This window comes from Pseudodesulfovibrio alkaliphilus (genome assembly GCF_009729555.1).
Classification (GTDB): Bacteria; Desulfobacterota; Desulfovibrionia; order Desulfovibrionales; family Desulfovibrionaceae; genus Pseudodesulfovibrio; species Pseudodesulfovibrio alkaliphilus.
In genome coordinates this window covers 651036-664635 of the sequence record NZ_WODC01000001.1, presented here as the reverse complement: position 1 = coordinate 664635, position 13600 = coordinate 651036, and the positions used below count along the sequence as shown (strand labels likewise).

Below are 13600 nucleotides of genomic sequence, written 5' to 3'. Positions count from 1 at the left end.
GGACGTTCCCTCAGAGGTCAGGCCGGAGGAGCCATGTGACGGATCGGCGGCGGTCCGGTGAAGATCGTGCCGTGCGCCTGTCGGTCATTGCAACAGATCTCCTTGCATTTTCAAAGTATTTTTGTAAATATTCGGATATTGGTCAAGACTGGGCCCTCCCGATTATAATGGATTCAGATGAAGACCTGGGGGACGGCCAGGTTTCGGCATCCGGCCGGTCAACACAGAGGCGCTCCCGATCGGGAAGGACGGAGACGCAACGCAAGTCGAGCAGGAGGAATCGCTTGAAAGTCGGAACGAGGTTGTATTTGATGGCGGGGGTCATGGCGTTTGCGCTGGTGGCGCTGACCTATTACGAGTCCCGCGTCGCGGGCAACGCGGTGGAAGGGCTGCGCGAGGTCTATGAGGACCGTGTGCTGCCCCTTGAGCAGCTCAAGATCATTTCGGATATGTACGCCGTGAATATCGTGGACATCACCCACAAGGTGCGCGGGGGCATGTTGCCCTGGAACCAGGGCGTCGAGGCCGTGCGCGAGGCCCGGCGCGAGATCGATCGGCAACTCTCGGCCTATCTCTCCACCCGGCTGACCGCAGAGGAGGCGCGGCTGGTGGACGCCCTCAAGGCCCGCATGGCTCCGGCCGATGCGCTGGTGGCCGAACTGGAATCCATTCTGGCCCGGCAGGACAGGGGTGCCCTGGGCGAGCTGGCGGACAGGCGGCTCTATCAGGTCATCGACCCGCTTACCGTGGAATACGGCAGACTGATCAGTCTGCAACTCAAGGTGGCCGCCGAGGTGTACGGGGAAAACCGTGCCGACTATGAACTGAGCAGGACGGTTTCCGCCATCGTCGTCATCCTGGCAGTACTCATTTCGCTGGGGCTGGCCGTACTGATCATCTCCCGTTTGCTGGCCCAACTCGGGGGCGAGCCGGATGTCATCGCCGGATATGTGGGAACCATCGCCCGGGGCGACCTGACCGTGGATCTGCGCACGGATCGGAAGACCGAGTCCGGCGTGTTCAGATCCCTCAAGGAAATGCACGGCACACTTACGGAAATTATTGATAAGGTCAACCACGGGGCCGAGAACGTCACCACCGGCAGCGAGGAAGTGTCTTCGGCCAGCCAAGCCCTGGCCCAAGGCGCGTCGCATCAGGCGGCCAATGTGGAAGAGGTCTCCTCCAGCATGGAGCAGATGGCCACCAACATCGCTGCCAACACCGACGGCGCCCGGCGCACCCGCGAGATCGCCGGTCAGGCGGCGGACAAGGCCGCCAGGGGTGGCGAGGCTGTCAGGGACACGGTGACGGCCATGCGCGACATTGCCGAGAAAATATCCATCATTGAGGAGATCGCCCGCCAGACCAACCTGCTGGCGCTCAACGCGGCCATCGAGGCGGCCAGGGCCGGGGAGCACGGCAAAGGGTTTGCCGTGGTGGCTGCCGAGGTGCGCAAGCTGGCCGAGCGCAGCGGTTCGGCCGCAGCCGAGATCGGCGAACTTTCGGGTTCGAGCGTACGCGTTGCCGAGGAGGCCGGGTCGCTCCTTGATGAAATCGTTCCGGCCATCAACCAGACGGCCGAGTTGGTGGACGAGATCGCCTCGGCCAGCGCGGAGATGGACTCCGGGGCGCGACAGATCAGCGAGGCCCTGCATCAGCTCGACGGGCTCATCCAGCAGAACGCCTCGGCCTCCGAAGAGCTGGCTTCCACCAGCGAGGAGCTGGCTGCCCAGGCCGAGCAGCTCATCGAAATCATGAGCTTCTTCCGCCTGGACGCCGTGGCGTCCAGGAGGCGCACGGCCCAGGGCCGGATGCCGGTCCGCGCCCTGCCCGCTGCCCCGGCCAGGGAGCGGGAAGCGGAATTCGAGCGCTACTGAGCACTAACAACGGACCCGCCGCGAGGCGGGTCCGCTCGTTCCGGGCCCAGGCAACCCGCCGGTCTACCGTGTATGGCAGGCCCTGCAGCAGTATTTGCAGCCGTCCACGTTGACGAAGACCCTCCTCGCTTCGGCCACCGCGTCAAAGCAGTCCCGATGCCAGCCCAGGGGTATCCGGTTCCTCGGCTGCGGGGCAAATTGGCATGTTGTCTCGTGGACCTCACGTTCTCCGGTGCGCTGGGCGTTGGTGTTCAAGACGTATTCTGGCATCCACAGCTCCTTGGTTTGACCCGGACTGGCATCCCTCTATGTTGCATGTATAGAGTGTCCGTCATAAAAATCAACTGCCAATGCTGTGTCGACGCCCGCGTCTCCGGCGGAGTGTGCCGGGCCATCGCTGTTTCCAAAGGCCCGCGCTTTTGATAGGGAGTGACGATCGGCCGCCGTCGGGCGCGGCCGGGCTGAAAACGGGGAGAGCAATGAGGATAGCCGTCATCGGCGGGTACGCGCCGTCTCTGATCAATTTTCGCGGGCCTCTGCTGGCCCGGATGGTGGCCTTGGGCCATGAGGTCCACGGGCTGGCTCCGGCCCATGTCCCGGATGTGGGGCCGCAGCTTGAGGCCCTGGGAGCGGACTATCACCGTATCCCGCTTTCCCGCCGCGGCATGAATCCCCTGGCCGACATCGGGGCCTTGCTCCATATCAAGCAGGCGCTTCAACGTATCCGGCCGGACATGGTCCTCTCCTACACCTTCAAGCCCGTTGTCTACGGCTCCCTGGCGGCGCGCATGGTCTGGGTGGGAGAGAGAAAGCGCGTCTACGCCATGATCACCGGCCTGGGCTACGCCTTCACCGAGGAGCCGGCCGGGCTCAGGCGGCGCATTCTCTTCAACGTGGCCAAGGGCATGTACCGCTCGGGCATCAACGCCTGCGACGGGATCATCTTCCAGAATCCAGATGATGAGAATTTTTTTCAAAGGCTCGGGGTCGTGCCGGAGCGGGTGGCCACCACGGTGGTGGGCGGCTCGGGCGTGGATCTGGACCATTATGCCGTGGCCCCATTGCCCCAGGAGACGGTGTTTCTGTGTCTCTCCAGGCTCCTCAAATCCAAGGGCGTCGGTTTGTTCGCCGAGGCGGCCGCCCGGCTCAAGGCGCGACATCCCGGAGCCGTGTTCCGGCTGGCCGGGCCTCTTGAGAGCGGGGGCGATGCCGTCACCCCGGACGAGATCGCTGCCTGGCGGCGCGACGGAGCCCTGGAAGTGCTGGACCCGGTGGACGACGTGCGCCCGCTCCTGGCCGGGGCATCCGTGTACGTGCTGCCCAGCCACTACCGCGAGGGCGTGCCCCGCTCCATTCTTGAGGCCATGAGCATGGGCCGGGCTGTTGTCACCACCGATGCGCCGGGCTGCCGGGAGACCGTTGAGCCAGGCCTAAACGGATTTCTTGTGCCGCCCAGGGACGTAGAATCCCTGACCCAAGCCATGGAGCGGTTCATCCTCGATCCTGCCCTGGCCCGGACCCTGGGCGCCGCCAGCCGGGCCAGGGCCGAAGCGCGTTTTGACGTCAACCGGGTCAACGACGCCATCCTGGCTTTCATGGGCCTGCTCCCTGGCGGGCCGGGAGCGGAACCCGGTCGCGAGGCCGGAGCCGGGGCCGAGGCATGAAGAGGCTTTTCGATCTGGTCGCGGCAGGCGCGGCCCTGCTCCTCCTCTGGCCGGTGCTGGCCGTCCTGGCCTTGGTCGTTCGTCTCGCTCTGGGGTCCCCGGTATTCTTCCGCCAGGTCCGGCCCGGCCTGCACGGCAGCCCCTTCACCATCATCAAATTCCGCACCATGCGCCATGCCGAGGGGCGCGACGGCAAGCCGCTGCCCGACTGCGAGCGGCTGACCCGGTTTGGCCGTTTTCTGCGGGCCACCTCGCTGGACGAGCTGCCCGAGTTGATCAACGTCCTGCGCGGCGACATGTCCCTGGTGGGACCCAGGCCGCTGCTCATGGCTTATCTCGACCGCTATTCGCCGCGGCAGGCGCGTCGCCACGAGGTGCGGCCCGGCATCACCGGCTGGGCCCAGGTCAACGGGCGCAATGCCATTTCCTGGGAAGAGAAATTGGAGTACGATGTGTGGTATGTGGACAACCGTTCCCTGGCACTGGACCTGAAAATCCTCTGGATGACGCTGGGATCGGTCTTCAGGGCCGATGGGGTCTGCCAGCCGGGCCACGCCACTACGGAGGAATTCATGGGCAACGCCGACAAGCCCGAAGACAAGGAGGGACACCGATGAACATCACCCGCATCCTGCTGCCCGTGGACGGCTCGCGTTTTTCTGACGCTGCCGCGGACATGGCCATGGACATGGCCGCCAGCTTCAACGCGTCCGTCGTGCTCCTGCATGTGCGCAAGACCGTGCCCACCGGCCTGGGCCAGCCCAATGCCGACGAACTCCTGGAGTACCTGACCAAAAACGCCGAGGTGGTCATGGCCCATTATCGCGGCAGGCTGGACAACGCCAGGATCGACTACATCGATCTGGTCGTCGGAGGCGGTGTCGCCGATGTCATCGCCAACGTGGCCGAGGTGGAGAAGTGCGACCTCGTGGTCATGGGCTCCAAGGGCAAGTCCAACCTTGAAGGACTCATCCTCGGCTCGGTCACTCACAAGGTACTCAATATCGCCCACTGCCCCGTACTGGTGGTCAAGTAGGTTCGCCGCCGCCCTGGGCGGGGCCAGGAGGCACGGGCTCCGCCGCCTGGACCGCCGGACCGGGACCGCATCCGTCTGACGGGCGGACGGGCATCAAGTATCTGGACATTTGTGTTGATCACGCCCCAGGTAAGCGGGTAACACGGACCCATGGCGCCGCCTCGCCTTTTACGCCGAGTAGCATCGGGCTGAATTCCGGCCCCGGCCCCAGGCGGCAGAACCGGCCCGCTGCCGGAAACCCCAGACGGAGGAAAGGTATGAGCATCCCGGTATTCAACTGCAAGAACGCGGACGACGTGATGAAGGCGGTCAGCGATTATGACGTGAGCTTCATCCAGTATTGGTTCGTGGACATCCTGGGCACGCTGAAGAGCTTCCAGCTCACGCCAAGCGAGCTTGAGGCGTCCTTTGAGGAGGGCATGGGGTTCGACGGTTCGTCCATCCTCGGATTTTGCCGCATCGATGAGTCGGACATGGTTGCCATGCCCGATCCGACCACCTTCCAGATATGCTCCTGGCGGCCCGCGGAACGCCCGGTGGCGCGCATGTTCTGCGACGTGGTCAATCCCGACGGCTCGCCCTTTGCCGCCGACTCCCGCTATGTGCTCAAGCGGGTCATGGGCATGGCGGCGGAAAAGGGCTACACCTTCTACGTCGGCCCGGAACTTGAATTCTTCCTCTTTGCCGATGATCAGGACACCCAGGTGCTGGACTCGGGCGGCTACTTCGACGCCCCGCCCCTGGATCTGGGCAACAACATCCGCCGCGACATCATCTTCGCCCTGGGGGCCATGGGCATTCAGGTGGAGTATTCCCATCACGAGGTGGCTCCGTCCCAGCACGAGATCGATCTGCGCTACCAGGACGGGATGATCATGGCGGACACGGCCATGACCTATCGGGTGGTGGTCAAGGAGACCGCCCGCAAACACGGCTGCTACGCCACCTTCATGCCCAAGCCCATCTTCGGCGAAAACGGTTCGGGCATGCATGTCCACCAGTCCCTGTTCAAGAACGGTCGCAACGTCTTCTACGACGCAAGCGACGAGTACAATCTCTCGCCCGAGGGCAAGTCCTACATCGCAGGCATCCTCAAGCACGCGCCCGAGTTCGTGGCCGTGACCAACCAGTGGGTCAACTCCTACAAGCGGCTGGTTCCCGGCTACGAGGCCCCGGTCTACATCGCCTGGGCCAGGCGCAACCGCTCCGCCCTGGTCAGGGTGCCCATGTACAAACCGGGCAAGGAGGCGGCCACCCGCATGGAGCTGCGCTGCCCGGACCCGGCGGCAAATCCCTATCTCTGCTTTGCCGTGCAGCTCGCCTCGGGCCTCAAGGGCATCGAGGAGAATTATGTGCTGCCCGATCCGGTGGAGGAGGACATCTTCGCCATGAACGACCGGACCCTCAAGCGTAACAAAATCAAGGCCCTGCCAGGCTCCCTGTACGAGGCCGCCACGGTTCTGCGTAAATCCGCCTTCATGAAGGAGGTGCTCGGCGAGCACCTGCATACCGCTCTGGTGGAGAACAAGCTGGCCGAATGGGACGAATACCGCACCCAGGTCACAGAGTATGAACTGGACAAATACCTTCCCATTCTCTGATTCTATCCGCGCCATTGCATGACAAAAGGCCCTTCGCGCACGAAGGGCCTTTTGCTTTTTTGGCGTGTCGGCAGGGAAGGCTATGCGTCCTTGGCCACGGCGAAGCCCTGGGGCTGAAGGCCGGTGGAGGCGGGGGTGCCGGCGATGCGGGCCAGGAAGTTGTCTCCCAGCTTGGTGATGTGCTCGCTGACGCCGTCGAAGTAGTTGAAGTGCTCCTGCTCCTCTTCAATGAGGGTCTCGAAGAGCTTGACGCTGATGCTGTCGCCGTTTTCCCTACAGGTCAGCAGGAACTGGTTGTATACGTCGATGGTCACATCTTCCAGGTCGGCGGAGAATCCGAAGATTTCCTGGACCGCCTGATTGCGGACCGTCTTGGCGTCCGCTTCGCTCACCGGCTCGCCGCCCAGCTCCTTGACCCGCTCGGCGAGCATCTCGGCATGACGCATCTCGTCGATGGCGATGAGCTTCAGATTCTTGGCCAGATCGCCGTAGTCCATGGCGTCCAGGCCATAGTGCTGGTTCATGTACTGCGAGATGGCGGTCAGCTCCATGGCCCTGGCCTTGTTCAGTACCTCGATCACCTTTCCGCGTCTGGTTTCCTTGTCTTTGGTCATGATTCCCGTCCTTGGTTGTCGATTATGGTTTGGGGATGCTCTGGGACCACCGATACCATGGTCGGGGCCAGGGGCGCAATGTGCCGCCGCCTCCGCCACGCCACGCGGCCGGGTGCAAAGCCGGGATGTCGGTCTGCGGGGGGGGCGGTGCAAAGGGAGCTTTACGGTCCGTGAGGTGCTGCTTGTGACATCTTCCTGTGATTTCGGGCAGGTGCATGGTCGCAGCCAAAGTGGCCCGGCATTTGCTCAAGGCGGCATGTCGGCGGCGGACCGTGCCTGCGGGCAGGCGGCCTTCGGCGAAAAAATCACTTTGAGGAGAACGGCTATGGCAGAGAATGTTGCGCAAGAAAGAGACGATGTGGTGGTGGACAAGGCTACCAGCTCGTGGTCCGACCTCTGGAAGAAAGAGGATTACTGGGCCATCTGGCTGGGCTTTTTGATCCTGATCATCGGTTCCGTCATCTATTTCAATAACGAACCGGCCGGGATGCGGGATAAATTCGCCGAGGCCAACGCCATCATGGAGGCCGAAGCGGCCAAGGCGCCCTTCAAGACCGTGGCCTGGTATGAGGCCCAGACGGCCAAGGAGCGGATCAAGGCCAGGGACGGCGCTCTGGCAAAGAGCATCTCGGCCTATCTGGCAAAACCCAAGAAGTGGTCCAGCAATCCTTTGGATTCCCTGATCCTTTCCAAAGAGCAGGCCGACGCCATGAACGCCGCGGCCATGCCTGCGTACGAGGCCGCGGCTGCAGCGGCCGTGCAGGCCAAGACCACGGCCCTGGCCGCCCAGGCCGCTGCCGGGCAGGCCGGATTCAAGGACGCGGCCCTCAACGCCAAGGCTTCGTCCCAGATTGAGGAGTGGCTCAAGCTGCGGACCAAGGCCTCCTCGGCCAAGGGCAAGACCACAAACAAGCCGTACAACCTGATCCCCGGCCTGCTTCTGCTCCTGGTGGTCTTTGGCGCGGTCTTCGCCGTGGGCATGCAGTTTATCGACGGCTCGGGCGCTGCCTTCTTCAAGGGGTTCGGCTTCGTTTTCGGCATTGCGTTCATCGCCTATGTGCTGGCGGGGCAGAAGACCATGGCCTACTACGGCATCGGCGACGCTGCCTGGGCCATCGCCCTTGGCATGATCATCTCCAACACCGTGGGCACGCCCAACTGGGCCAAGAAGGCTTTGCAGGTCGAGTTCTTCATCAAGGCCGGTCTGGTGCTGCTTGGCGCCGAGGTGCTCTTCAACAAGATCGTGGCCATCGGCATCCCCGGCATCTTTGTGGCCTGGGTGGTCACCCCGGTGGTGCTCATCACCACCTTCATCTTCGGCCAGAAGGTGCTCAAGATCAAATCCAAGACCCTGAACATGGTCATCTCCGCCGACATGTCCGTGTGCGGCACTTCGGCGGCCATCGCCACAGCCGCAGCCTGCAAGGCCAAGAAGGAGGAGCTGACCCTGGCCATCGGCCTGTCCCTGGTCTTCACCGCCATCATGATGGTGGTCATGCCCATCATCATCAAGGCCACCGGCATGCCCTACATTCTGGGCGGCGCCTGGATGGGCGGCACCATCGACGCAACCGGCGCGGTGGCCGCTGCCGGAGCCTTCCTCTCCGAGAAAGCTTTGTATGTGGCCGCTACCATCAAGATGATCCAGAACGTGCTCATCGGCATGACTGCCTTCGGTGTGGCCGTGTATTGGTGCACCAAGGTCGAGTGCGTCGAGGGCCAGCGCGTCAGCGCCATGGAAATCTGGCACCGCTTCCCCAAGTTCGTGCTGGGCTTTTTGACCGCATCCATCGTCTTTTCGATGGTTTACAGCGTGATGGGTTCGGATGTGGGCTTCACCATGGTTGACCAGGGCGTGCTGCGCGGCTTCTCCGGCCCGCTGCGCGGCTGGTTCTTCTGCCTGTCCTTTGCCGCCATCGGACTGGCCACCAACTTCCGCGAGCTGCGCCCCTACTTCAAGGGCGGCAAGCCGCTGATCCTGTACGCATGCGGCCAGGGCTTCAACCTGTGCCTGACGCTGCTGATGGCCTACATCATGTTCTACCTGGTGTTCCCGGACATCACGGCCAGCATCTAATCCATAGAACCTACTGCCCTCACCCCACAGGCCGGAGGGGTTCGCGAAATCCTTCCGGCCACCCGTTTCCCCGCCATGGCGGGGAAGCGGGAAGGGCGGGCGGATGCAGGGAGAAGCGCGATGACAACAGTGACGGAAACGACCGGAAGCGGCCTGATGGCGGACCACAGCCTTGGCGTCAGATGGGCCGCGCTGGCCCTGGTGGCGGCGTTGGTCTGGGGGTTCATGTTTGTGGCCGGACCGCGGCTGGCCGCGAGCGTGCCTGCCCTGGGTAGCTTGGCCGCCTTTGTCAATGAGACGGGTATCGAGACGGGCGCCTACTACTACACCAGCGTCGAGATAGTGGGCCACGCCGACCACAATGCGCGCAGCACCATCGAGTATCAACCCCACGGTCCGGGGCCGGAGTAGCCCGCCGGGCTCAATCGGCCGGATCGAACATGGTCTCTATGAGGCGCGAGGCTCCGGTCAGAAAGAGGATGGTCCGGGGCACGACCCCGAGAAAGAAGGCGAACTGCTCGCCCTCGGTCTGGCCAAGGCCCGCGTGCGAATAGAGGGCGAAAAAAAGGAACATGGCCAGAGCGAAGAGCATTGCAAGGGGCAGGGCGGTGGCGATGCGGGAGAGAAGCGCCCGGCCGTCTATGCGCCCGCGCAGACGCAGGACGATGGCCGCTGCCGATCGCAGCACCCCGGTCCAGGACTGGACAAAGGCGTCGGCTGTGGCGACACCGACCATGCCGGACACCAGCAGCGCAAGGACGAGCTCTGACATAGGCGCTCCCCGGCGGATACGTTTCCACCTCTTGCATGGAGCTTACGTTTATTGAAGCGGCGGCGTCAAGTCGGGCTTGACGTGGCCCGTGTTCTGGTTCTACAGAGCGCCGAGGCGACCAGATGCGATTTCCCAGACCCCACTCCCTGCAAAGCAAATTTCTCATCGGGCTGATTGCGACCTCTCTGGTCATCGGCGGGATTCTCTACGCCGTGTTCTCCTACTACATGGGCAAGCTGCTCGAAGGCGAGGTCCACGCCAAGGCGAGCATGGTTTTGGCCCAGGTGGACTCGGTCCAGAGCTATGTGCGCCACGTCCTGCGCCCCGCCATGTACGTCAAGCTGCCGGATGCCTTCGTCATCGAGGCCATGTCCAGTTCCTATATCTCGCGGCGGGTCATGAGCCGCATTTCGGACGGTTCCACGCACCATGTCTATCGCCGTGTGGCCATCGGGGCGCGCAATGAGGATTTCGAAGCCAACGAACTCGAGCGCAGTCTGGTGGCCCGATTCCAGAAGGACAGGGCCGCGCAGATCTGGCACGGTTACGAGAATATCGACGGTGTGCGCCACTTTGTCATGGCCAGGCCCGTGGTTTTCAGGGAGGAATGCCTGCGCTGCCACGGGACCGTGGAGGACGCCCCTGTGGAACTGGTGGAGCGCTACGGCGACCGGGGATTTGGCCATGAGGCGGATACCGTGGGCGGGGTGGATTTCGTGGGGCTGCCGGTGACCGCCTCCGTGGCCCGCATCCACGGGGCCATCACCACCTATGCCATTGTCTTCGCCTTGGCCGCTCTCTTCTATTTCGTTGCCACCAACATCATTTTCAAGCGCATCGTGGCCAACAGCGTACGCACCCTGACCACCAGCTTTCGCCGCAATTTCCAGGACGACACGAGCATGGCCCTGTATCGCGAGGTGGAGCGGGGCGACGAGATTCACAAGATAACCGCAGGCATCGAGCGGTTGAGCGACTACCTTTACGAGACGCGCCAGAAGCTCCAGAACTACGCCACCAACCTCGAAACCATGGTCGAGGAGCGCACCAGCGAGCTGGCCCGGCTGGCCCAGGCCCGGCAGTCGGACGTGGAGATGTTCGCCCGGCTCCTGGCGGGCTCAAGCCGCAGCCAGTCGCGGCGGGAGCTTTGGCGGGCCACCCTGCCCCTCATTGCCGAGCGTTTCGACCTTGAACGCACTGTCCACCTCTGCGCCCTGTCCACCAACCGCCATTACTCATGGCCCGAATCCGACGAGCCGCCGGCCCTGCCCGAGGATTGGGTTTCGCTGCTTTCGGAGTCGCGTCCGCTCATTGAGGCGGATCGCGCCTTCATTCCGGAAGAATCCTCGCCCGGCAGCGCCGAGGGGCTGCTCTGCCTCTACCACAAGCCCGGCCGCTCCTTCTGCGCCCAGGACCGGGCCGTGCTCATCGCCATCGGCCGCCAGCTCGGCATCGCTGCCGAAAACTTCGCGGCCCTGGACAGCATCATGCGGCATAACGCCAACCTTCAGGCCGTATTCGAGGGCATCACCGAGCCGCTGCTGCTGGCAGACAGCTCCGGCTCGCCCATTGTGGTCAACGAGGCTGCCCGCGCCCTCTCGCGTGATCTCTCCGGGGGGGCGTCTGACAGCGGCAACATCATCGGGCTTTTGTGCGGCATGGGCGGGCAGACCGGCGATTGCGACATATCCCGCTCCATCGGCATGGATCAGGTGCTCTCGCGGGAGGTGGCGCTGCCCGGCGGCCGAAGCTTCTCCCTGAGCATCTATCCCGTTCTCGCCAACGGGGCGGACGAAAGCGGCCGGGCCGTGGTCTACGTGCATGAGACCACGCGCCAGAAAAGGCTTCTGGCCCAGATGAACCAGGCAGAGAAGATGGCCACCGTGGGCAAGCTCGCCTCGGGTCTGGCCCACGAGATCAACAATCCCCTGGGCGTCATCCTGTGCTACGGCGAGCTGCTGCGCACCAGCGTCCCCCAGGGACAGCCCTCGGACGATGTGGAGGTCATCCTCAAGCACACCCGCCAGGCCCAGAGCGTCCTCAGGAATCTGCTCAATTTCGCCCGCCCCAAGGTGGCTACGGACAAGGCCGTGGACATGGTCCCGGTGGTCCGCTCGGTGGTCGATGTCTTCCGCATCCAGGCCGAGAAGCAGGGGGTGCGTATCGAGGTGGCCGTGGACGGCCCCGTGCCCCCGGTCAACGCCGAGCCCCAGGCCGTGGAGCACATCATGGCCAACCTGTTGCTCAATGCCCTGGACATGGTGCCCGAGAGCGGCGGTCAGGTTTTCATCGAGCTCGGCCACGATCCCGGTGCGTCAGACGTGGTGCTCAAGGTCTCGGACAACGGAGCGGGTATTGCGGCCGATCACCAGCCATTCATTTTCGACCCCTTCTACACCACCAAGGAGGTCAACAAGGGATCGGGCCTGGGGCTGGCCGTGGTCTTCGGCTTCATGAGCGATCTGGGCGGCTCCATCGTGGCCGGCAACCTCCATCCCGAGGAGGACCCCGGGCGCGAGGGCAGCCCGGCAGGGGCCGTGTTCACCCTGCGTTTTCCCGCCGCTTCGCAACCGCAGGAGGAGGCGTGATGGATACTCCCGTGCCCGAGATACTGGTGGTGGACGATCAGGCGGACTTCGCCAGGGGACTCAAACGGCTCATTGAAGGCCATTTCGCCGATGTCCGTGTGCATCTGGCCCTGTCGGGCGATCAGGCCCTGGCCCGGCTCGGGCGCGGGCCGGTGGACCTGATGATCACCGATCTTCAGATGCCCGGCATGTGCGGGATCGACCTGATCCGCAAGGCCCTGTCCGAATCCCCCGCCCTGTCCGTGGTCATGCTCACGGCCCACGGTTCCATCGAGACGGCGGTGGACGCGCTCAAGGCCGGGGCCTACGATTTCGTGACCAAGCCCATCGAGCCGGACGCGCTCTTCCGCGTGGTGGCCAAGGGGCTTGAGCGCAGCCAGTTGCTGCGCGAAAACCGTCGCCTGAGAAACCGGCTGGAGTTGCACAAGGACAGGCTCATCGGCGATAGCCCGGCCATGGAGCAGCTCAAGCAGTCCCTGGCCGCCGTGGCCGCAACCGACTATACCGTGCTCATTCTCGGCGAATCGGGCACGGGCAAGGAGGTGGTGGCGGGCATGGTTCGCGACCTGAGCGCCCGCGCCCACAAGCCCTTTGTCACCGTCAACTGCACGGCCATCCCGGAGAACCTGCTCGAAAGCGAGCTCTTCGGCCATGTCAGGGGCGCCTTCAGCGGTGCGGACAAGGACCGCGAGGGACTCTTCGTCAAAGCCCACACCGGCACCATCCTCCTTGACGAGATCGGCGACATCCCGCTGGAGACCCAGGCCAAGTTGCTGCGGGTACTCCAGGAAGGCGAGGTGCGCCCCGTTGGCTCGGACCGCGCCCGCAAGGTCGATGTCCGGGTCATCGCCTCCACCAATCAGGACCTGCAGGCGCGTATCGCAGCGGGTTCGTTCCGCAGCGACCTGTATCATCGTATCAATGTTCTCTGTCTGACCCTGCCCCCCCTGCGGGAGCGCCAGGGCGACATCGCGCTCCTGGCGCGTTACTTTTTGCTCAAGGCGTGCAGCGAACTGGGGCTTCCCGACAAGGAGTTGGACCCGGCCACGCTGGGCCGCCTCGCAGCCCAGGAATGGCCCGGAAACGTCCGCGAGCTGCAAAACGCCATGCGCAAGCTGGCCGTGTTTGGTCCGGCTGGAGATCCTGCTGCGCCGTCCTCGGCCGGGGCCGAGTTGCCGCCCTTCAAGGAGGCCAAGGCCGGGATGGTTGACGGTTTCACGGCCAACTACGTGCGCGAGGCCCTGCGCCAGAGCGGCGGCAATATCTCCCAGGCGGCCCGGCTCTCCGGCCTCTCCCGGGTGGCGGTGCAGAACATGCTCGCCCGCTTCGACATCGATCCCGACGAATTCCGCCAACCATGAGCGTGGGATG

At 64.0% G+C, this 13600-nt stretch carries 12 protein-coding genes; 9 read left to right on the top strand and 3 right to left on the bottom strand.

Annotated elements, in window-relative coordinates; all coding sequences use genetic code 11:
* The first annotated feature begins 167 nt into the window (after positions 1–167).
* Positions 168–1877 carry a methyl-accepting chemotaxis protein gene (locus GKC30_RS03185; RefSeq protein WP_269203797.1) on the top strand — a complete coding sequence of 570 codons (1710 nt, stop codon included), beginning with the start codon at positions 168–170 and terminating at the stop codon, positions 1875–1877.
* Between the two features lie 63 nt (positions 1878–1940).
* Here GKC30_RS03185 and GKC30_RS03180 read toward each other — a convergent pair whose 3' ends face one another.
* Entirely contained in the window at positions 1941–2147 is a 207-nt protein-coding gene (locus tag GKC30_RS03180; RefSeq protein ID WP_155932229.1) for a hypothetical protein, read from the bottom strand.
* 209 nt (positions 2148–2356) lie between these two features.
* Here GKC30_RS03180 and GKC30_RS03175 point away from each other — a divergent pair, with 209 nt between their 5' ends.
* From GKC30_RS03175 to GKC30_RS03160, 4 genes are all read left to right on the top strand, one after another.
* A complete protein-coding gene (locus tag GKC30_RS03175; protein WP_155932228.1) occupies positions 2357–3541 on the top strand; it encodes a glycosyltransferase family 4 protein in 1185 nt (394 codons plus the stop codon).
* On the top strand, positions 3538–4158 hold the full coding sequence (locus tag GKC30_RS03170) for a sugar transferase (protein WP_155932227.1): 621 nt from the start codon (positions 3538–3540) through the stop codon (positions 4156–4158). Before GKC30_RS03175 ends, GKC30_RS03170 begins: the two co-directional genes overlap by 4 nt.
* Positions 4155–4577 carry a universal stress protein gene (locus GKC30_RS03165; RefSeq protein ID WP_155932226.1) on the top strand — a complete coding sequence of 141 codons (423 nt, stop codon included), beginning with the start codon at positions 4155–4157 and terminating at the stop codon, positions 4575–4577. Before GKC30_RS03170 ends, GKC30_RS03165 begins: the two co-directional genes overlap by 4 nt.
* Before the next feature lie 257 nt (positions 4578–4834).
* Positions 4835–6178: a glutamine synthetase family protein gene (locus GKC30_RS03160; protein WP_155932225.1), complete on the top strand. Its 1344-nt coding sequence runs from the start codon at positions 4835–4837 to the stop codon at positions 6176–6178.
* An 80-nt stretch (positions 6179–6258) separates the two neighbouring features.
* Here GKC30_RS03160 and GKC30_RS03155 read toward each other — a convergent pair whose 3' ends face one another.
* Positions 6259–6792, bottom strand: coding sequence for a ferritin-like domain-containing protein (locus tag GKC30_RS03155; RefSeq protein ID WP_155932224.1), 534 nt, complete (start codon positions 6790–6792; stop codon positions 6259–6261).
* A 325-nt stretch (positions 6793–7117) separates the two neighbouring features.
* On the opposite strand from GKC30_RS03155, the gene GKC30_RS03150 reads away from it, so the two are divergent.
* Both GKC30_RS03150 and GKC30_RS03145 read left to right on the top strand, forming a co-directional pair.
* The gene (locus GKC30_RS03150; RefSeq protein ID WP_155932223.1) at positions 7118–8869 is read left to right on the top strand and encodes a YeiH family protein; all 1752 of its coding nucleotides are present in this window, start codon (positions 7118–7120) and stop codon (positions 8867–8869) included.
* A 120-nt stretch (positions 8870–8989) separates the two neighbouring features.
* Entirely contained in the window at positions 8990–9280 is a 291-nt protein-coding gene (locus GKC30_RS03145) for a hypothetical protein (protein WP_155932222.1), read from the top strand.
* A gap of 10 nt (positions 9281–9290) precedes the next feature.
* Here GKC30_RS03145 and GKC30_RS03140 read toward each other — a convergent pair whose 3' ends face one another.
* The gene (locus tag GKC30_RS03140) at positions 9291–9641 is read right to left on the bottom strand and encodes a hypothetical protein (RefSeq protein WP_155932221.1); all 351 of its coding nucleotides are present in this window, start codon (positions 9639–9641) and stop codon (positions 9291–9293) included.
* 122 nt (positions 9642–9763) lie between these two features.
* Between GKC30_RS03140 and GKC30_RS03135 the strand changes: the two genes are divergently transcribed.
* Together GKC30_RS03135 and GKC30_RS03130 are read left to right on the top strand one after the other, a co-directional pair.
* On the top strand, positions 9764–12229 hold the full coding sequence (locus GKC30_RS03135) for a c-type heme family protein (RefSeq protein ID WP_155932220.1): 2466 nt from the start codon (positions 9764–9766) through the stop codon (positions 12227–12229).
* Complete coding sequence (locus tag GKC30_RS03130; protein WP_155932396.1) at positions 12229–13590, top strand: sigma-54-dependent transcriptional regulator; 1362 nt, start codon at positions 12229–12231, stop codon at positions 13588–13590. Before GKC30_RS03135 ends, GKC30_RS03130 begins: the two co-directional genes overlap by 1 nt.
* Positions 13591–13600 lie beyond the last annotated feature (10 nt).